General features: G+C 66.3%; 15 protein-coding genes. 11 read left to right on the top strand and 4 right to left on the bottom strand.

Features of this window, described 5'->3' with window-relative positions:
* Positions 1–25 precede the first annotated feature (25 nt).
* The 6 genes from P8H27_RS08865 (at position 26) to P8H27_RS08840 (ending at position 10,327) form a co-directional block, all read left to right on the top strand.
* Positions 26–4,879, top strand: coding sequence for a PAS domain S-box protein (locus P8H27_RS08865; protein WP_289636864.1), 4,854 nt, complete (start codon positions 26–28; stop codon positions 4,877–4,879).
* The gene (locus tag P8H27_RS08860; RefSeq protein ID WP_289636863.1) at positions 4,872–5,258 is read left to right on the top strand and encodes a response regulator; all 387 of its coding nucleotides are present in this window, start codon (positions 4,872–4,874) and stop codon (positions 5,256–5,258) included. The genes P8H27_RS08865 and P8H27_RS08860 overlap by 8 nt, the downstream gene beginning before the upstream one ends.
* Positions 5,251–6,906, top strand: coding sequence for a diguanylate cyclase (locus P8H27_RS08855; RefSeq protein WP_289636862.1), 1,656 nt, complete (start codon positions 5,251–5,253; stop codon positions 6,904–6,906). The genes P8H27_RS08860 and P8H27_RS08855 overlap by 8 nt, the downstream gene beginning before the upstream one ends.
* Before the next feature lie 160 nt (positions 6,907–7,066).
* Positions 7,067–8,356: an FAD-binding oxidoreductase gene (locus tag P8H27_RS08850; RefSeq protein ID WP_289636860.1), complete on the top strand. Its 1,290-nt coding sequence runs from the start codon at positions 7,067–7,069 to the stop codon at positions 8,354–8,356.
* 37 nt (positions 8,357–8,393) lie between these two features.
* Complete coding sequence (locus P8H27_RS08845) at positions 8,394–8,951, top strand: helix-turn-helix domain-containing protein (RefSeq protein ID WP_289636858.1); 558 nt, start codon at positions 8,394–8,396, stop codon at positions 8,949–8,951.
* 23 nt (positions 8,952–8,974) lie between these two features.
* Positions 8,975–10,327: a glutamine synthetase family protein gene (locus tag P8H27_RS08840; protein WP_289636856.1), complete on the top strand. Its 1,353-nt coding sequence runs from the start codon at positions 8,975–8,977 to the stop codon at positions 10,325–10,327.
* A 19-nt stretch (positions 10,328–10,346) separates the two neighbouring features.
* Here the strand turns inward: P8H27_RS08840 and P8H27_RS08835 are convergent, their stop codons facing one another.
* Both P8H27_RS08835 and chrA read right to left on the bottom strand, forming a co-directional pair.
* Positions 10,347–10,673: a rhodanese-like domain-containing protein gene (locus P8H27_RS08835; protein WP_289636855.1), complete on the bottom strand. Its 327-nt coding sequence runs from the start codon at positions 10,671–10,673 to the stop codon at positions 10,347–10,349.
* 14 nt (positions 10,674–10,687) lie between these two features.
* Positions 10,688–12,037 carry a chromate efflux transporter gene (gene chrA, locus P8H27_RS08830; RefSeq protein WP_289636853.1) on the bottom strand — a complete coding sequence of 450 codons (1,350 nt, stop codon included), beginning with the start codon at positions 12,035–12,037 and terminating at the stop codon, positions 10,688–10,690.
* 246 nt (positions 12,038–12,283) lie between these two features.
* Between chrA and P8H27_RS08825 the strand changes: the two genes are divergently transcribed.
* The 5 genes from P8H27_RS08825 to P8H27_RS08805 all read left to right on the top strand — a co-directional run bounded on the left by P8H27_RS08825 (position 12,284) and on the right by P8H27_RS08805 (position 16,614).
* Positions 12,284–12,910 carry a bifunctional 2-polyprenyl-6-hydroxyphenol methylase/3-demethylubiquinol 3-O-methyltransferase UbiG gene (locus P8H27_RS08825; protein ID WP_289636851.1) on the top strand — a complete coding sequence of 209 codons (627 nt, stop codon included), beginning with the start codon at positions 12,284–12,286 and terminating at the stop codon, positions 12,908–12,910.
* A gap of 200 nt (positions 12,911–13,110) precedes the next feature.
* The gene (modA, locus tag P8H27_RS08820; RefSeq protein WP_289636850.1) at positions 13,111–13,875 is read left to right on the top strand and encodes a molybdate ABC transporter substrate-binding protein; all 765 of its coding nucleotides are present in this window, start codon (positions 13,111–13,113) and stop codon (positions 13,873–13,875) included.
* A gap of 7 nt (positions 13,876–13,882) precedes the next feature.
* Entirely contained in the window at positions 13,883–14,563 is a 681-nt protein-coding gene (gene modB, locus P8H27_RS08815; protein WP_289636849.1) for a molybdate ABC transporter permease subunit, read from the top strand.
* Positions 14,560–15,702, top strand: coding sequence for a molybdenum ABC transporter ATP-binding protein (modC, locus tag P8H27_RS08810; protein WP_289636848.1), 1,143 nt, complete (start codon positions 14,560–14,562; stop codon positions 15,700–15,702). The genes modB and modC overlap by 4 nt, the downstream gene beginning before the upstream one ends.
* A gap of 171 nt (positions 15,703–15,873) precedes the next feature.
* Positions 15,874–16,614: a hypothetical protein gene (locus P8H27_RS08805; protein WP_289636847.1), complete on the top strand. Its 741-nt coding sequence runs from the start codon at positions 15,874–15,876 to the stop codon at positions 16,612–16,614.
* Between the two features lie 93 nt (positions 16,615–16,707).
* On the opposite strand, the gene P8H27_RS08800 is transcribed toward P8H27_RS08805, so the two are convergent.
* Entirely contained in the window at positions 16,708–18,072 is a 1,365-nt protein-coding gene (locus P8H27_RS08800) for a glutamine synthetase family protein (RefSeq protein ID WP_289636846.1), read from the bottom strand.
* A gap of 389 nt (positions 18,073–18,461) precedes the next feature.
* A complete protein-coding gene (locus tag P8H27_RS08795; RefSeq protein WP_289636845.1) occupies positions 18,462–20,030 on the bottom strand; it encodes a methyl-accepting chemotaxis protein in 1,569 nt (522 codons plus the stop codon).
* Positions 20,031–20,075: the final 45 nt, after the last annotated feature.

Raw genomic sequence — 20,075 nt, 5'->3', positions numbered from 1 at the left:
AGCCGGTTCGCTGAGGATGTCGCGCATGAAGACCAGGAAAATATCCGCCGCGATCCGCTGGATAGTCGGTCTCGGCAGCCTCGCCCTGGCGCTGTTCTTTGCCGCGCTGGGCTGGCTCGCCCTGAGCGAACGGGAAACCTTCTGGCAGCTGCAGATGGCCAAGCAGGCGGACTTGCAACGCCTGGCCCTGCACAGTACGCAACGCCGCCAACAGGATCAGGCCCAGCTGCTGGCAGAGAGCATTGCCGCCGACTCCTGGGTCATCGAGCTGGTGCGTCAGGCCTACGCCCTGCACCGCAGCGGCTCCCCGGATCAGGCCGCCGCGAACGCCATCCGCAACCAGCTCTACACCCGCCTGGCCCCACGCTGGCGCAACCTGCAGGCCAGCCACCCGTTCAATCTCTACGTTCATCTCGCACCCACCACAACAGTGCTGCTGCGCGTGCACCAGCCGGAACGCTTCGGCGACCGCCCCGCTGCGCAACGCCCGATGCTGGACGATGCCCTGCAGGCTCAACAAAGCAAGGCCGGCCTGGGGCTTGGCGTCGACAACCTGGTGATGCGTGCCATCACCCCGCTGCAGGTGGATGGCACCCGCAAACCCGTGACCGTCGGCGCCCTGGAAGTCACCCTGAACCTGCACAACGACCTGCAACAACTGGATCAGGAACTGGATGCTGGCGTCGCCCTGCTGTTCAAGCGCACCGAGCAGCAACCGCCGCTCGACGGCCAGGCACTGCGCGGCCTGAACGACTACTGGCACCTGGCAGGTTTCTCACGCGTCCAGGTGCAACATTGGCAAGCACAACAGCTGCTGCCTGCCCCCGCCAGCGGCAACACCCTCAAGTTGCTTGAGGATCAGGGTCGCACCTACCTGCTCAACCAGGTAGTGCTGCCAAACTATCTGCCCGCCGCCCTCCCCAGCCCAGGCAGCGCGGCCATCGCCCTGACCTGGCGCGATATCAGCACGCAGTACGTCCGCCACCGGAGCGACCAGCAGTGGCTGATCGGCAAATGGCTGCTGGCCTGGCTGGCTGCCGAGGCCTTGCTCCTGCTCCTGCTGCTGAGCACCCGCCATGCCAGCCAAACCCTGATTCGTCGCCACCGCGACGAACTGCAGCACAAGCACCAGCAAAGCGAACAGTCGCGCCAGTTGCTGGCGCTCATCGCTCAGGCCCAGGCGGCCTATATCACCGCCCAGAACCAGCGCGAAGCCTTCGAAGCACTGCTCGAGCGCATCCTCGAACTGACCGCCAGCGAGTTCGGTTTCATCGGCGAAGTGCTCGCCGATGAACAGGGCGCGCCCTATCTGCACACCTACAGCATCAGCAATATTGCCTGGGATAGCGCCAGTGCCGCGCTCTCGGCCGAACGCTCGGCGCAAGGCATGGAGTTCCGCAACCTCGACACCCTGTTCGGCCAGGTCATGCGTAGCGGCGAGCCCCTGATCAGCAACGCGCCGGCGCAGCACCCGCACAGCGGCGGTTTACCTGAGGGGCACCCGCCTCTGCTGGCTTTTGCCGGCCTGCCGATCCATGCTCACGGCCGCCTGGTGGGCATGCTCGGCCTGGCCAACTGCGCCGAGGGTTACCGGGACGCCCTGGCCGAGCAGCTGCAGCCCTTGCTCGCCACCCTGGGCCAGTTGATCGAGGCGCTGCGCCGCGACGTGCAACGCGAGCAGGCTCAGCAGTATCTACAGCGCCAGCAAGCGGCCCTGCGCGCACTCAACGAGATTGCCGGCCTGCCCACCCTGAGCAGCCAGGAGCAACTACGCCAGGCCCTGCAACTGGGCGCCAGTTTCTATCAGGTGCCAGTGGCCATCATCGGCCAGATCGAGGCCGAGGATTACCAGGTACGGGTGCAGGTCTCACCCGCGGGCACCCTGCATGACGGCCAGCATTTCCCCCTGGGCGACACCTACTGCAGCCTCGCCCTGCACAGCGACGAAGTCCTGGCCATCGAACACATGAGCCAGTCGGTTCACGCCGCGCACCCCGGCTACCCGCTGTTCAACCTGGAAACCTATCTCGGCATCGCCATCTGGGTCGCCGGCCAGCGTTTCGGCACCCTGTGCTTCGCCTCGCCCGAGGCGCGCACCCAGCCCTTCGACGAGGCCGACCGCGAATTCCTGCGCCTGTTCGCCCGCTGGGTCGGCTCGACCCTGGAGCGCCAACAGCAGGAGCAGACCCGGCAGACCCTGCTCGAACGCCTGGATCAGGCCCAGCAGATCGCCCGTCTGGGCCACTGGCAAGCCAACCTGGAAACGGGCGAACTGTCCTGGTCCAGCACTATCTTCGACATCTTCGGCCATGACGCCGAACGCCTGACCCCGACCATCGAGGCCTTCAAACGTTGTGTACACCCCGCCGACCTGGCCCTGGTCGAGGCCAGCGAACAACGCGCGCGCGCGGGTGGCTTACACGACGTGGTGCATCGCATCGTGCGGCCCGACGGCGAGATCCGCTGGGTGCATGAACTGGCCCGCCTGCAGGCGGACGAGCAGGGCCGGCTAACCCGCCTGACCGGCACCGTGCAGGACGTCAGCGAGGTCAAACAACACGAGGCTCAGGTGCATGAGGCCCGCGCCTTCCTCCAAGCCGTGCTCGACTCGGCCACCGGCGTCTCCCTCATCGCCACCGATACCAGCGGCATGATCAACCTGTTCAATCCTGGCGCCGAACTGCTCACCGGCTATTCGGCCGCAGAGGTGATCGGCCAGCACTCAGCGATGCTGTTCCACCAGCCCGAAGAGCTGCGCGCCCGCGGCAGCGAATTGAGCCGCGAGCTTGGCCGCGATATCCAGGGTTTCGAGGTGTTCGTCGCCAAGCTCAAGGGCGGGGCCGCGCACACCCAACAGTGGGTCTATCTGCGCAAGAACGGCGAGCAACGCATCGTCAACCTGACGATCAGCGCCATCCGCAACGAACAACAGGGCATCCACGGTTACCTGGGCATCGCCACCGATGTCAGCGCCTTGCAGCAGGCCACCCGTGCCCTGCAAAAGAGCGAGAGCCGCTTTCGCGGCATGGTCGCCAACCTGCCCGGGGTGGTCTACCGCTGCCGCCACGACGCCGAGTGGAGCATGCGCTTCATGGGCGATGAAATCGAACGCCTGAGCGGCTACCCGGCCAGCGACTTTATCGAAAACCGGGTGCGCAGCTATGCCAGCGTGATCCATCCGGACGACCTCGCCAGCACCTACGGCGTCAAGGAACAGATCTTAAGCCAGCAAACCTTCGAACTGACCTACCGACTCCAGCATGCCGCCGGTCACAGTGTCTGGGTGCGGGAAAAAGGCCGTGGCGAATACGACCGCCAGGGCCACCTGCTGTGGCTGGACGGTTTCATCTGGGACATCAGCGAGCGCAAGCAGATCGAAGACGAACTCAAGCTCAGTCAACAGCTGTTCAGCAATGCCTTCAACACCGCGCCCCAGGGCATGGCGCTGGTCAGCCTCGCGGGCCGTTGGCTGGAAGTCAACGACGAGCTCTGCCGCATGCTCGGCTACAGCCACGAGGAGCTGCTGGCCACCGACTTTCAACAGATCACCCACCCCGACGACCTGGCCGCCGACCTGGAAAATGTCGAAGAGCTGCTGGCCGGACTGACTAACGGCTACCAGATGGAGAAGCGCTACCTGGACAACCGGAAGCGGATCATCTGGGTGCTCCTCAGCGTGTCGCTGGTGCGCGATGGCCAGGGCCGGCCGGCGCACTTCGTCGCCCAGATCCAGGACTTCAGCGAACGCAAGCGCATCGAACGGATGAAAACCGAGTTCGTCTCCACCGTCAGCCACGAACTGCGCACCCCACTGACCGCCATCGCCGGTTCCCTGGGGCTGATCAACGGCGGTGCACTGGGCGCGGTGCCGGCGAGCATGCAGCAGATGCTGTCGATCGCCCAGGACAACAGCCAGCAACTCAGCCAGCTGATCAACGACCTGTTGGACATGGACAAACTGGCGGCGGGCAAGATGCCTATCGAGCTCGGCGAGCACGCCCTGCGCCCGTTGCTCGAACAGGCCATCGCGCAGAACCAGCCCTATGCCAGCCCGTACCGGGTGCACCTGCAGTTGCTCGACCCCATGCCGGATACCCGGGTACGGGTCGACAGCCAGCGCCTGGCCCAGGTGCTGGCCAACCTGCTGTCCAATGCGGCCAAGTTCTCGCCGGCCGGACAGACTGTCGAGCTTGCCGTGCAGCTGCGGGGCGAGCAGGTGCGGGTCAGCGTGCGCGACCAAGGGCCAGGTATTCCCGAGGCGTTCAAGGCGAACATCTTCGCCAAGTTTTCCCAGGCCGATGCCAGCGACACCCGGCAGCGGGGCGGCACCGGCCTGGGTCTGGCCATCAGCAAGGAACTGATCGAACGCATGGGCGGGCAGATCGGCTTCGACTCGGTTGCCGGCCAGGGGGCCACCTTCTGGTTCGAGCTGCCCGCACACCCTGAGCAGAGCCCACCCAACGACCAACCGCCGCCGGGCAGTCTGCGTCACGCCCAGCAAGGTCTGCCCGCCAGCGCCCGGGTGCTGCATATCGAGGATGACCTCGAGCTGTGCCGGGCGATCGCCGAGCAGGGCCATTCCCTCGCCACATTCACCCCGGCCGACAGCCTGGCCCAGGCGCGCCTGGCGCTGGCCCACGGCAGCTTCGACCTGATCCTGCTGGAACCGAACCTGACCGACGGGAATGCTCTGGCGCTGCTCGAGGAGATCCGCCAGCAGCATCCGCACCTGCCGGTGGTGGTACTCTCGTCCACTGCGCTGCCCAGCGGGCAACTGCCACTGGTGGACGCCGCACTGGTCAAATCATCCACGGACGCGCAACACTTGCTCGCTATTCTCGCGCGTCTGCTGTCCGCCAAGGAGATCACCCATGCCTGAACTGTCGCGCATCCTGCATGTGGAAGACGACCCCTCGATCCAGGCAGTGGCCAAGGTGGCCCTGGAGGCTGTCGGCGGGTTCAAGGTGCTGAGTTGCTCGGGCGGTCAGGCGGCGCTGGATCAGGTGCAGGGCTTTGCCCCCGACTTCATCCTGTTGGATGTGATGATGCCGGACATGGACGGCCCGCAAACGCTGGCGAAAATCGCCCAACTGGTGGATATCGGCCGGATACCGGTGGTATTCATGACGGCCAAGGTGCAACCCGCCGAGATCGAGCACTACCGCAGCCTGGGCGCCCGCGATGTGATCATCAAACCCTTCGACCCGATGCAACTGGCCGCCCAGATCCGGCAAATATGGAGCAGTGCGCATGGCTGAACCGTCCCCCCCGAGCAGCGAACTGCAACGCCAACTGCAGCTGCTCAGCGAGAAATTCGCCGCGCGCCTGGCGCAGGAACTGCCCGAGCTGGCCAACAAGGTGCAACTGCTGCAAGCCGGTGACCACGAGACGCAACTGTTGCAGCTGCGCAGCCTGCGCGATCAACTGCACAAACTGGCAGGAGCGGCGGGCACCTTCGGCTTCGCCAGCATCGGCCAACGTGCCCGTGAACTCGAACAACAGGCCAGCCACTGCCTGGAAAACCTGCGCCTGAAAGACCAGGGCTTGCAGGCGTTCATCCAGCAACTGCAACAATTCACCGCACAAAGCCTGCCGAGCGCCGCTCAGCGCCCCACCCCTGCTCGCCCGCGAACCGCCCAGAAAGCAGAAACCGACGTCCAGCGCATCTACATCCTCGAAGACGAAGCCAGCATCGGCGAGAACATGCGCCTGACCCTGAGCAATTTCGGCTACCACGCCGAGCACTTCAGTCGTATCGACGATTTCGATGCGGCCCTGCAACGGCGCCTGCCGGATGCACTGATCATCGATGTCAATCTGGGCGATAGCGCGCAAACCGGCCTGGCGTATGCCGCGGCCCTGCAGCAGCGCCTGGAACACCCCCTGCCGCTGCTGGTGATTACCACCCAGGACGACTTCGCCACCCACCTGCAAGCGGTACGCATCGGCGCCATGGGTTACTTCACCAAACCGGTGGACATCCCCCAACTGGAAAATCGTCTGGAGCGCTGTTTCGCCCAGCAGCAGGGCGAGCCCTACCGGGTGCTGATCGTCGATGACGACCACGACCTGGCCAGCCGTTACAGCCTGATCCTGCGCGGCGCCAACATGCTGGTTGAGGTGCTGGAAAAACCCTCGGGCATCTTCGCGGCCATGAGCCGTTTCAACCCGGAGGTGGTGCTGCTCGACGTCAACATGCCGGACTGCACCGGCCCCGAGTTGGCGCAGATCATCCGCTTCAACGACGACTGGCTGCGGGTGCCGATCATCTACCTGTCGGCGGAGACCGATATCACCCGGCAGATGAATGCCTTGATCAAGGCCGGCGACGACTTCGTCAGCAAACCCATCGCCGACAACGCCCTGATCTCCACCGTGTTCTCCCGGGCCCAGCGCGCCCGCCTGCTGAGCATCGCCCTGTCACGCGACAGCCTGACCGGCCTGCTCAAGCATGCCGACATCAAGGAACAGGTCGGCATCGAGCTGGAACGCGCGCAGCGTAGCGGCAAGCCGGCCAGCGTGGCGATGCTGGATATCGACTTCTTCAAGAAGGTCAACGACAGCTACGGCCATGTCGCCGGCGACAACGTGATTCGCGCCCTGGCCAACCTGCTGCGCCAGCGCCTGCGCCGGGTCGACAGCCTGGGCCGTTATGGCGGCGAAGAGTTCCTCGTGGTGCTGCCCGACTGCCCGGCCGAGCAGGCCCTGCGCATTCTCGATGAAATTCGCCAACGCTTTGCCGCGTTGCATTTCATCGCCGACGGCACTCAGTTCTCGGTCACCCTGAGTGCCGGCATCGCCTCGACCGAACAAGGCGTAAACGATGCCGGCGAACTGCTGGAGCGGGCCGACCGCGCCCTCTATGCGGCCAAGCACGGCGGTCGCAACCAGGTCCGCCAAACCTGAGCGAGCAGCTCTGCCAAGCGATGCACAGGCCCGCACAGGCGCCGCTAACAGACCGTTACCGGCACATGGCTGATCGGCACGGCGAGTGGCGGCTTGGCCATATGAAATAAATAGTGTATTTTTCATGAAATCTAACACTGTTAATTTCATGAGTCGTGCCGTGTTCAAACAATCCGCCCAGCATGTCGCCAGTTATTACGCGCGCACCTTTCCCGGCCCGCTTGCCTTGCGGCCAACCCTGCACGACCGCCTGAATTGCGAGGTACTGATCGTCGGCGCCGGTTTCAGCGGCCTGCACACGGCGCTGCGCCTGGCCCTGGCCGGCAAGCGGGTGATCCTGCTGGAAGCCAGCCGGGTGGCCTGGGCCGCCTCCGGGCGCAATGGCGGCCAGGCGTTGCTCGGCTGGTCGTGCGACATGCCGGCGCTGGAGCAGGCGCTTGGCCTGGAACGCAGCCGCCGCCTGTGGGACAGCATGCGCTGGGCCGCCGCGGAGCTGCGCGAACTGCCGGGGCGGCATGGCTTCGACGTCGATTACCGGGTCGGCAGCCTGTGGGCCGCCGTGCAACGGCGGCGTATCGCGCAACTGCGCGAAGCCCAGCACGAGGCCGCGACCAAGTGGGGCTATGAGCAGCTGCGCGTTATCGAGGCCGAGGAACTGCCCGAGTGGATCGCCAGCCCACGCTACCTGGCCGCACTCTACGACCCCGAGGCGGCCCACCTCAACCCGCTGAAACTGGCCCAGGGCCTGGCCCGCGCCATCGAGCAGGCCGGCGGGCAGATCTTCGAACAGAGCCAGGTGCTGGCTTACCGGGAAACCAGCGACGGCTTTATCGCCCGCACCGCGCACGGCGAAGTACGCAGCGATGCGCTGGTGCTGGCCTGCAACGCCTATATCGACCGCCTCGATCGCCAGTTGTCCGGCCGCTTGCTGCCGGTGGGCTCCTATCAGGTCGCCACCGCGCCGCTCGACCCAGCCCTGGCGCGCTCGCTGCTGCCGCACGACAGTTGCGTGATCGACAACCAGTTCGTCCCCGACTACTTCCGCCTGACCCCGGATCACCGCCTGCTGTTCGGCGGCGGCTGTACCTACCTGGGCGGCATTCCCAAGGACGTCGCCGGCGCCACCCGGCCCTACCTGGAACGGGTGTTCCCGCAGCTGCGCGGGGTCGCGCTGGAATTCGCCTGGGGCGGGCAGATCGACGTCAGCCTGAAACGCACCCCGGACATCGGCCGCCAGGGCCAACGCTACTGGCTGCAGGGGTTCTCCGGCCACGGCGTGCTGCCAACCCTGGCCGGCGCCCGCGCGGTGAGCGAGGCGATTCTCGGCGACACTGAACTGCTGGCGCTGTACCAGGCCATCGACAACCCGCGCTTCCCCGGCGGTGCCTGGCTCGCCGCGCCGCTGGAAGCCATCGGCAAGGCCTGGTACCGCTTGCGCGATATCGTCTGAGCCACCCTACGAACTAGCCGCGATGAGAGGGCACCCCATGGACATGCAGGACGAAATAGAAGGTCTGGCGATACTGATTCGCGACCTGCGCAAGCACAAGAACCTCACCCTCGGCGAGCTGGCCGAGCGCATCGGCCGTTCGCTGGGCTTTCTCTCCCAGGTCGAGCGCGGCCTGTCGCGGCCGACCGTGGCCGACCTCACCGCGATCAGCGAAACCCTCGGCGTGCCGACCACCTATTTCTACAGCCTGAGCAAACCGCGCGCGCTGCCCTGGGTGACCCGCCCCGGCGAGCGGCGCACGCTTTACTACGGCGGCGGGATCACCGACGTGCTGGTGTCGCCGCGCATCTCGGCCGGGTTTTCCATGCTCGACAGCTACCTGGAGCCCGGCGCCAGCAGCGGCGAGGGCCACCTCAATGACAGCGACGAGCAAGGCGGTTTCGTCCTCGAAGGCGAGCTGAGCATCTGGCTGGGCGACGACCCGCAAGCCGTGACGCTCGGCCCCAACGACAGCTTCCAGTTGCCGCCGCACAGCCAGTTCCGTTACGCCAACCTGACCGATCAACCGACGCGGGTGCTTTGGGTCTTTAAATGACCCGCACCCGCAGGAGCCCCAGCATGACCGACACCAATAATTTCCCCGACCTGCTCAGCGAAGTCCGCGCCTTCCGCACCCAGCATCCGGCGGTGCGCTACGTCGACCTGATCAGCCTGGACATCCCCGGGCATTTCTACGGCAAGCGCTACCCGGTCGAGATGCTGGAGAAGGTCGCCGCCGGCAGCCCGCTGAAGATCCCGCAGAACTGCGTATTGCTCGGCGCCCAGGGCGGCCTGCACCCGATCGGCGACTACTGCTTCAACGACGGCGACCCGGATGCGCCGCGCCGCCTGATCCCCGGCACCCTCAAGCCGGTGCGCTGGGAGAACCAGCCGCTGGGGCAGATGCTGATCAGCTCCGACGGCACCGCCGCACCCATCGAATTCGAGCCGCGCGAGGTGCTGGCGCGGGTCTTGAAGCGCCTGGAACAGCGCGGCATCCGTCCGGTGGTGGCCTTCGAGCTGGAGTTCTACCTGTTCGACCGCACCCTCAAGGACGGCCTGCCGCAGTTCCCCCGCGACCCGCTGTGCGGCGATGCCGACGACCAGCCGAACATGCACATCGAACGCCTGTCGCGCTTCTCCGACGTGTTGCACGAGATCGTCGAGGCGGCCAATGAGCAGGGCGTGGACGCCAACGTGATCACCGCCGAACTCGGCCCCGGCCAGTTCGAAATCAACTTCGGCCACTGCGCCGACGGCCTGCGCGCCGCCGACTGGGCCGCGCTGTTCTGCCGCAGCACCCGTGGCGTGGCGCTCAAGCACGGCCAGCGCGCCAGCTTCATGAGCAAGCCCTACCTGCAGGCGCCGGGCAGCGGCATGCACGTGCACGTCAGCCTGTACGACGCCGCCGGCCACAACCTGCTGGCGGCGGACGAACAACGCCCGCTGCGGCATGCCGTGGCCGGCTGCCTGGAGCTGCTGCCGCACTGCATGCCGATCTTCGCCGCCAACCACAACGCCTACCGCCGCTACGGCGCCATGGTCAACGCCGCCAGCCGCGCCAGCTGGGGTTTCGAGGATCGCGATGCGTGCATCCGCATCCCCGAATCGGACGGCCGCAACCTGCGCATCGAACACCGCCTGGCCGGCGCCGACGCCAACCCCTACCTGGTGCTGGCGGCCATTCTCACGGGCATGGAACACGGCCTGGAGGCCCAGCGCGAACCCATCGCCCCGCTCAACCAGAACCGCCAGAGCGGCATCGACTTCCCCCAGGACATGCTCAGCGCCGTGGCGGCGATGCGCGACCACCCCGTGGTCAACCAGGGCCTGGGCAGCGAGTTCGTCATGGTCTACTGCGAGAACAAGCGCCAGGATCACCTGGCCTTTATGAACGAACTCAATGCCCGGGAGTACCGCTGGTTTCTCTGATGCGCTAGCCAGCCGCCGGCTAAATTGACAGGCGCTGGGTGGGCCGGCCGGCGGCGTGCCAGCCCGCATAGCCATCGATCAGGTAGCGCGCATCCAGCCCCATCGCCTGCAGCGTGGCCGCGCAGCCCTGACTGATCTCGTGGCCCTGGGCGCAATACAGGATCGCCGGCCGATCCCGGGGGATCTGCTCTTTCCAACTAAACAGCGCTTCCGGATCGCGCCACTGCGCCCCTGCAATTTCCGCCGCGTCGGCCAGGCGCACACCCGCGCGACGCACATCCAGCAAGGTGAATTGCCTGCCCGCCGCTTGCCATTCCAGCAGTTCACAAAGCGAAATTCGGCTCATCACACACCTCCCACTCAGCTCAGCAACATATGCACCAGCCAGCCCGCCAACGCACAGGCGCCGATTACTTCCATCACCCCGCGCTTGTAGCGCAGCAGAGCCAACGCCGCCGCCAGCGCAATCAGCGCCGAGGGCCAGTCGAAGGCGCCAGCAAAGCCTTGCGGCCAGAGCACGTGGTAACCGAAGAACAGCGCCAGGTTGAGGATCACCCCGACCACCGCGGCGGTGATGCCGGTCAGCGGCGCGGTGAACCGCAGTTCGCCATGGGTCGCTTCCACCAGCGGCCCGCCGGCGAGGATGAACAGGAACGACGGCAGGAAGGTGAACCAGGTGACCAGGCTCGCCGCCAGGGCACCGGCGACAAACGCTTGCTCGGGGCCGAACAGCTGCTGCACATAGGCGCCGACGAAGGCGACGAAGGCCACCACCATGATCAGCGGCCCCGGCGTGGTTTCGCCCAACGCCAGGCCGTCGATCATCTGGGTCGGGGTCAGCCAGCCGTAATGGCCGATGGCGCCCTGGTAGACGTAGGGCAGCACCGCGTAGGCGCCGCCGAAGGTGAGCAACGCGGCCTTGGTGAAGAACCAGCCCATCTGGGTCAGGGTGCCCTCCCAGCCGTACAGCCAGGCCAGCAGGCCCATCGGCAGCAGCCAGAGCACGGCGCCAGCCGCCACGATCAGGGCCAGGCGCGAGGCGCGAAAACGCGCATGCTCGGGTGCGGGAGTGTGGTCATCGATCAGCGCCGGGCCGAAGGATTTATCCGTAGCCCTATGGCCGCCGCCGATACTGAACTGCTCCGGCAACAGGCGGCCGCCGAGATAACCGAGCAAGGCCGCGCCCAGCACGATCAACGGGAACGGCACATCGAGGGCGAAAATGGCGACGAAGGACGCCGCGGCGATGCCCCACAGCCAGTGGTTCTGCAGCGCCCGCGAGCCGATGCGCCAGGCGGCCTGGATGACGATGGCGGTCACCGCCGGCTTGATCCCGTAGAAGATCCCCGCCACCAGCGGCACGTCGCCGAAGGCGATATACAGCCAGGACAGGCCGGTCAGGATAAACAGCGACGGCAGCACGAACAGCCCCCCGGCGATCACCCCGCCCCAGGTGCGGTGCATCAGCCAGCCGATATAGGTGGCCAGTTGTTGCGCCTCGGGGCCGGGCAGCAGCATGCAGTAGTTCAGCGCATGCAGGAAACGCCGCTCGGAGATCCAGCGGCGCCGCTCGACCAGTTCCTGGTGCATGATCGCGATCTGTCCGGCCGGGCCGCCGAAGCTAATCAAGCCGAGCTTGAGCCAGAACAGCAAGGCCTCGAACAGGCTGATGGGTGGCGGGGCGGCGTGCTCGGCGGGCAGCGTAGGCATCGGCGGCGTATCCACTGGGGTTAAACGGCAGAAGCACTATAACGCGCGCCGCCGCAAGACTGATGGTGCAAAGCAGCACGGTGCCAACCGCTTGTTGATTGCCCCCTCCAGAGCCGTGCCGATGCTCGCCCTCGAGCGGCTTGGCCGGTTCGCGCCCTTATCAACCGGCGTTTGCGCCACACGCCGAACCTGCGAACCGGCAGATAGGTTTTAATAGTGCTCTGCTTTTGTCCGAGGTTTGCCCAGATGCCCCTGACTGCCGACGAACTTGCCCGGATCAGCGCCCTGACCCTGGCGCACTACCAGGCCAGCGCCGAAGCATTCCGCGCGGGCACCCGCGAGCACGATGTCAGCCAGAACATCGCCGCCCTGCTCGGCCATATCCAGGCCCAACCGCCCTACCGGATCCTCGATTTCGGCTGTGGCCCGGGCCGCGACCTGCGCACCTTCAGCGCCCTCGGGCACAGCGCCATCGGCCTGGACGGCTGCCCGCGCTTCGTCGAGATGGCCCGCGCCGACAGTGGCTGCGAGGTCTGGCTGGAGGACTTTCTCGCCCTCGACCTGCCGGCCGCGCAGTTCGATGGCGTCTTCGCCAACGCCGCGCTGTTCCATATCCCCAGCCAGGAGCTGCCACGGGTGCTGCGCCAACTGCACGCCACGCTGAAGCCGGGCGGCGTGTTGCTCAGCTCCAACCCGCGCGGGGATAACCAGGAAGGCTGGAACGGCGACCGCTACGGCGCCTACTACGACCTGGCCAACTGGCGGCTCTTGCTCGGCACTGCCGGCTTCGTCGAACTGGAGCATTACTACCGTCCGCCCGGTTTGCCGCGCGCACAACAACCCTGGCTGGCCAGCGTCTGGCGCCGCGCGTGAGCCGCGCGATGTCCGTTGTGCCTCGCCCAACCCACCGAACAAACACCGGCCAGCCGCCCTGCCGTGGCATCCCGGCCCCCTGAGGTGCCGATCGCCAACCGCTATATTTCTTTGTATATAACGGTTGGCGCAGGTTAAAGTGCCCGAGCAAACACGGATAGCACCCTGGCGTTATCCGCAAGCCAAGGAGGAGTCGTTACATGCATCGCCCTATAGCCCAAACATGCCTGGCGCTGCTCGCCGGCCTGGCGCTCAGCGCCAGCGCCCTGGCCGAGGAAGTGCAAGTCGCCGTGGCCGCCAACTTCACCGCGCCGCTGCAGGCCATCGCCCGCGCCTTCGAGCAGGACAGCGGGCACAGGCTGCTCGCCGCCTACGGCGCCACCGGCCAGTTGTATGCGCAGATTCAAAATGGCGCGCCCTTCGAGGTGTTCCTCGCCGCCGACGAGAGCACTCCGGCCAAGCTGGAAAGCGCCGCTGCCGGCGTGCCCGGCTCGCGTTTCACCTACGCCATCGGCAGCCTGGTGCTGTGGTCGGCGCAGGACGCCTATCTCGACGGCAGCGACGCGGTGCTCAAGGCCAACCAGTTCAAGCACCTGGCCATCGCCAACCCGAAAGCCGCGCCCTACGGCCTGGCCGCCACCCAGGTGCTGGCTAAGCTCGGCCTCGGCGCCGCGCTGAAGGGCAAGCTGGTCGAGGGCCAGAGCATTACCCAGACGCTGCAGTTCGTGTCGACCGGCAATGCCGAATTGGGTTTCGTCGCCCTGTCGCAGGTGTACCAGGACGGCCAGCTCAGCAGCGGCTCGGCCTGGATAGTGCCCGAGGAGCTGTACCAGCCGATCAAGCAGGATGCACTGCTACTCAAGCGCGGCGCGAACAATCCTGCGGCCCATGCCCTGCTCGAGTACCTGAAAGGCCCGCAAGCGGCCCTCATCATCGAGTCCTACGGCTACAAACTCTCAAGGTAGCGTCGCGATGCCTCTCACCCAAGCCGACTTCGACGCCGTTCTGCTGAGCCTGGAGCTGGCCTCGCTGACCACCCTGCTGTTGTTGCTGATCGGCACGCCCATCGCCTGGTGGCTGGCGTGCACTGGCTCCTGGCTGAAGAAGCCGCTCGGCGCCATCGTCGCCCTGCCGCTGGTGCTGCCGCCCACGGTGATCGGTTTCTACCTGCTGGTGAGCATGGGCCCGCACGGCGTTATCGGTCAGCTGACCCAGAGCCTCGGCCTGGGCACCCTGACCTTCACCTTCAGCGGGCTGGTGATCGGCTCGGTGTTCTATTCGCTGCCCTTCGTCGTGCAACCGCTGCAGAATGCCTTCGAGGCCATCGGCCGCGCCCCGCTGGAGGCGGCGGCGACCCTGCGCGCCAAGCCCTGGGATGCGTTCTTCACGGTGGTGCTGCCGCTCGCCAGGCCCGGCTTCATGACCGCGGCCATCCTCGGTTTCGCCCACACCGTGGGCGAGTTCGGCGTGGTGCTGATGATCGGCGGCAATATCCCCGGCAAGACCCAGGTCGCCTCGGTGCAGATCTACAACCATGTGGAAACCCTGGAGTACGCCCAGGCCCACTGGCTGGCTGGCGGCATGGTGGCGTTCTCCTTCGTCGTATTGCTGGCGCTCTACTCGGGTCGCCGTGTCAGGCAGGGCTGGCAATGATCGGCAGACTGCTCAGCGGCAAGCCGCCGGCTCCGCCCCAGGCGGCGCCAAAACTGATCCGCGCACGCTTCAAGATCGAGCGCGGCGGCTTTACCCTGGATGTCGACCTGTGCCTGCCCGGCCGTGGCATCAGCGCGCTGTTCGGCCACTCGGGTTCGGGCAAGACCAGTTGCCTGCGCTGCTTCGCCGGCCTCGACCGGGCGCCCGACGCGTACCTGCAGGTCAATGGCGAGCTGTGGCAGGACAGCGCCCAGGGCCAGTTCGTCGCGCCGCACCAGCGCGCACTGGGTTATGTGTTCCAGGACGCCAACCTGTTCGCCCACCTGTCGGTGCGGCGCAACCTGGAATTCGGCCTCAAGCGTATCCCCGCCCATAGCCGCCGGGTGCCGCTGGAGCAGGCGGTCGAACTGCTCGGCATCGGCCATCTGCTGCAGCGCATGCCGGACAAACTCTCTGGCGGCGAGCGCCAGCGCGTGGCCATCGCCCGCGCCCTGCTGACCAGCCCGCGGCTGCTGCTGATGGATGAACCGCTGGCCTCGCTCGACCTCAAACGCAAGCTGGAGGTGCTGCCTTATCTGGAGCGCCTGCACCAGGAGCTGGAGATCCCGATCCTCTACGTCAGCCATTCGCCCGACGAGGTGGCGCGCCTGGCCGATCATCTGGTGGTGCTGGATGAGGGCCGGGTGCAGGCCAGCGGGCCGCTGAAGGAAACCCTGCTCAGGAGCGACCTGCCCTTCGTCTTCGAGGAGGATGCCGAGGCCGTGGTCGATGGCATCGTCAGCCACTACGACCCTGACTATCGCCTGCTGAGCATCCGTCTGCGCGGCACCGATGCCCTGCTGCAGCTAACCCATGCGCCCCTGGCCGCCGGCAAGCCGGTGCGGGTCAAGATCAAGGCGCGGGATGTCAGCCTGAGCCTGCAGCAGGCCCGGGACACCAGCCTGCTCAACCTGCTGCCGGCCAGGGTCGAGCATTGGCTGGCGCTGGACAACCAGGCGCAGATGCTGGTCAGCCTGCGGGTCGGCGATGAGCCGATGATCGCCCGCATCACCCGCTATTCCTTCGACGCCCTGGGCATCCATCAACAGCAGGCGCTGTGGGTGCAGGTCAAATCCGTCTCGCTGCTGGCATCCGACTGAGGCGCGGGCGCAATGCTCCGGCGTCTGGTGCCAATCCTTGAGCGCAAACTTGCGACGAAATCACTCTTTCGAGGCATGCCGACAAACTACGGGAGCAGTACCCTCTTGCGGGTTGATCGAACGACCCACTGTCTCCGCATTGCTCAAAAAAATAACAAGGAGCTCCCCGAAATGCGCAACAAGTCGCTATTTCGTCCCGTTTTACTCTGGCTGTTCGGCGCCCTCGCCAGCCTCTCGCCACTGGTCTTCGCCAAAGCGGTCAGCCCGCAGGAGCAGGTGCAGGTGCAGGCCAGCCGAGCGACCAGCAGCCTGATGCTGTTACGCGGCGAAGGTTTCCAAAAGAAACACCTGAACGCCCTCGAAACCGACCTGCAGATGCTGGCGGCCGCCGTGCAAAGCCTGCCGCAAGGCAGCGCTGCGCTGCGCAACGCGCACCAGGAGCTGGTGCTGCAGATCCGCCGTGGCGTGGCTTTTGGCCCGCAAGAAGAAAACATGCCCTGGCGCTACCCGGAAGAACTGAGCAAGGCGCTGCTGGGCCTGCTGCATGAAGCCCGTCAGCTGTCGTCGGAGGGCGACAGCGAGCTGGCTGCCAAGCTCGAATTCCTCTCCGTGCAGTACCTGAGCCGCTCCTACCTCGGCAATTTCGAAATCGCCCGTGAGCAGACCGATACCTACCTCGGCCAGGATGAACGCAAGCTGGTGCCCTCCGTCGACGGCGAGCTCAGCGCGCTGGAGGCCAAGGCCGTGGCCGGCGTCAGCAAGCTGAAAGTACGCTGGGAATACCTGAAAGCCGCGCTAAACGACCTGAACAGCCAGAGCAGCGCCCTGCAAAGCGCCTCCGGCCGGGCCTTTGCGCCCATGACCGTGTATCGCCACACCCGCTCGCTGACCGAGCAGTGGATGGCCATGTAGCCACTTGCGCCTCTGCGGCCCCGGCTGGCGATAGGCATCGCCAGCCGGCGAATGCTCGAAAAACCAGGCGCCGGCCGCTCGGCCGCGAGGGATTCAGGCCTGGTTCAGGTACCAGCGCCAGTCCTGCTCGCCGACCTCGGCCATAAACTGGCGGTACTCGCTGCGCTTGATCGCCAGGTACACGTCGAGAAACTCGCGGCCCAAGGCCTCGCGTGCCCAAGCGGACTGTTCCAGAGCCTGGATCGAGGTCAGCCAGTCGGTGGGCAGCAACGTCTTGGCCTGGGCATAGCCGTTGCCCTCGATAGGCGCGCCCGGATCGAGCCGCTCGCGGATGCCCCGGTGGATACCGGCGAGGATGGCCGCCGCCGCCAGATAGGGGTTGGCATCGGCGCCGCAGATGCGGTGCTCGATATGCCGGGTAATGGCCGGCCCGCCAGGCACGCGCAGGCTCACGGTGCGGTTGTCCACGCCCCAGGTAGGCGCCAGCGGCGCATAGCTGTTGGCCTGGAAGCGCCGGTAGGAGTTGGCGTTGGGGCAGAACAGCAACAAGGAGTCGAGCAGGCTGGCGAGCATGCCCGCGACCGCCTGGCCGAGCAGCGGCGTGCCGGCCGGCGCCTCGCTGGCGAACAGGTTGCCGCCCTGTCCATCGGCCAGGCTGACGTGCATGTGCATGCCGGTGCCGGCCAGGTGATCGAAGGGCTTGGCCATGAAGCAGGCTTGCATCCCGTGTTTATGCGCCACGCCCTTGACCAGGCGCTTGTAGCGCACCGCCTGATCCATGGCCAGCAACGCATCGCCGTGCTCCAGGGTGATTTCCACCTGCCCCGGGGCGTATTCGGAAATCGCCGTGCGCGCCGGGATCCCCTGCAGCTTGCAGGCGGCGTAGAGGTCTTTGAGAAAGGGTTCGATCTGCTCCAGCTCGCGCAGACCATACACCTGGGTGCTGCGCGGGCGGCCGCCGTCGCGGTCTAGCGCCGGCTGCGGGCGGCCCTGGTGGTCGCGCTGCTGGTCGAGCAGGTAGAACTCCAGCTCGCAGGCCATCACCGGGTGATAACCCTCGGCCTTGAGCGCATCGATCACCCGCACCAGCAGGTGCCGCGGGTCGGCGACGGTGGCGGGCATGCCCTCGCTGGGGTGCATGCTGACCTGCACCGCGGCGGTGGGGATCTGCCGCCAGGGCATGCGGCTCAGGCTGCCGGCCAGCGGGTAGGCGCGACAGTCGATGTCGCCAACCTCCCAGACCAGCCCGGAATCCTCGACGTCGTCGCCGTTGATACTCAGGCCGAGGATGGTGCTCGGCAACGGCCGGCCACTGGCATACACGGCGAGCAGCTCGTCGCGGTGCAACAACTTGCCGCGCGGCACGCCATTGGCGTCGAGGATGAACAGCTCGAACAGTTCGATATCGGGGTGGTGCGCCAGGAACTGCTGGGCATCTTGCACTGAGGCGAATGGCATGGGGCTCTCGTTAGCGCCAAGGGGCGCACGTCCGGCCTGCAACACCGCAGGGGGGGGCGGCAGGACACAATCGGCGGAAGGACGGCGCGCGGGTGCCGCCGGCTTATTCAGATTAGAACGAAAGAGGCATCCGGCGGGCGCGCGTGGCGACAATGCCAGCGCGCCCAGAACGCGAGCATTTCAGGCAGCAACGGATTGAGCCGATCGGCACCGAGGAACGCCCGTTCCCGCCGGGACGGAAAGAACTGGGGGCGAAAGACGGCATAGGCGGGGGGATTCATGGCCAAAGAGGCTCGCACAGAGCCAAGCCGAGGTTAAATCCGCCTTTTCACACCTTCAGTTGCACCAAGGCTAAACATTGCACCCTGCGGCACAGCTCCAACAGCGGCTCAGAGTTCGGGCTTGTAGCCCATACGCAAGCAGCCCCAGTGGCGGCCCTGCACCTGAATGGGCACGGACAGGTCGTGCATCAGCTCGCCGGTATCGCGCATGTAGGTCTGCAACAGCAAGCGCTGCTGATGGCTGCCGCACCGGAGGCCGGTGCGGTCGTTGAACAGGCGCTTGCCGCGACTCTTCGCCATGTCGCGCGCGCGGTCGCCGGTCGGCGGGTGGTTGAAGGCATTGTTGTGGGTCGGCACGTAGCCTTCCGGGGTGCTGGCGATGGCGAACACCAGCCCTTCGTGGCACCCCAGCATCGGTTCCTGCAGCGCCGGCAAGACCTGGTCGGCATAGTGGTCGAAGCGGGTCTTGTACTTGGCCGGAAAGCTGCCGGGGATCGGCTGATAGTGGCGGTCGAAGAGGTCGTCGAGACCGATCCGGCCGGCCTGGATGTCCGCCTCGAACTGGGCGGCGATGTTCGTGGCGCCCTTGCGGGCGAGGTCATAGATGCGCTGGTGGTAATCGTCCAGGCCCACTTCGGCGAGCTGCTCGCTGACGGTTTCGGCCTGGCCGACCAGTTGCCCGGCGGCGTCGCCCAGCTGGCGGGTCTGCGCCTCGCTGGCATGCACGTCGCCGCGCAATTGCTCGACGGCGACGAACAGGCTGGCCAGACGTTCGTGATTGCTCGCCGCGCCTGCGCTGATCTGCGCCACCTGGTTCTCCACATCCACGGCCAGCTCGGCGATGCCGTGCAACTGCCCGCCAGTCCCCTCGATCTGCCGGGCGGCCTGATCCAGCTCGCTGGCCTGTTCCTGGATATGCGCCACCACCGCCGAGCTCTGCTGGCGGATATCGCTGACCATCTGGCCGACTTCTTCGGTGGCCGTGGCGGTGCGCGCGGCGAGGTTGCGCACCTCGTCGGCGACCACCGCGAAGCCGCGTCCCTGTTCCCCGGCGCGCGCCGCTTCGATGGCGGCATTGAGCGCCAGCAGGTTGGTCTGGCTGGCAATCGACTGGATCACCTGGGTGACCTGCTCGATCTGTTCGGTACGGCTGCTCAGGCCATCGATCAACTCGCGACTGGCGGCCGTCTGCGCGCTCAAGCGTTGCATCCTGGCAATCGCCTGGAGCAACGCCTGCTGACCGTCGGCACTGCTTTGGCGCACGGTCTGCGCGGCATTCAGGGTCTGTTCGGCACGCCGGGCGCTGTCCTGTTCGGTGTGGGTGATGGCGTCTGCGCCCTGGCTGATCTGCTCGACCGCCAGCAACTGCGACTTCAGTTTATCGGCCAATTGCTGCACCGTATGCGCCACCTGGGCGGCGGACAAGGCGTTATGGCAGGTGTGCTGGGACAGGCTGCGGCTCAGTTCGGTGAAGTCCGCAGCCGCCGTGCTGTTGGCCGAAACCGAGTCGTCACGGCGCCGCCAGGGGCCGAACCAGGGCCACAGGGCCAGCAGCAGGAGCGATGCAATGCTCAGGTAGCCGGGCAGCTGGAATTGCCAATAGGCCACGACCAAGGCGACCAGTCCGAGGAGGTGAACCAGGCAGGCGGCGGGAGAGTGGGTAATGACTGAGCGCATGACGAACCTCATAGTTTTTATGCTGGCGAGACCAGAACCAACTGC

Origin of the sequence: Pseudomonas sp. sp1636, assembly GCF_030376615.1 — a bacterium.
In the GTDB taxonomy this organism is placed as follows: Bacteria; Pseudomonadota; Gammaproteobacteria; order Pseudomonadales; family Pseudomonadaceae; genus Aquipseudomonas.
Note: the sequence above shows the minus strand (reverse complement) of the source record. Positions and strands in the feature narration are given on the sequence as shown.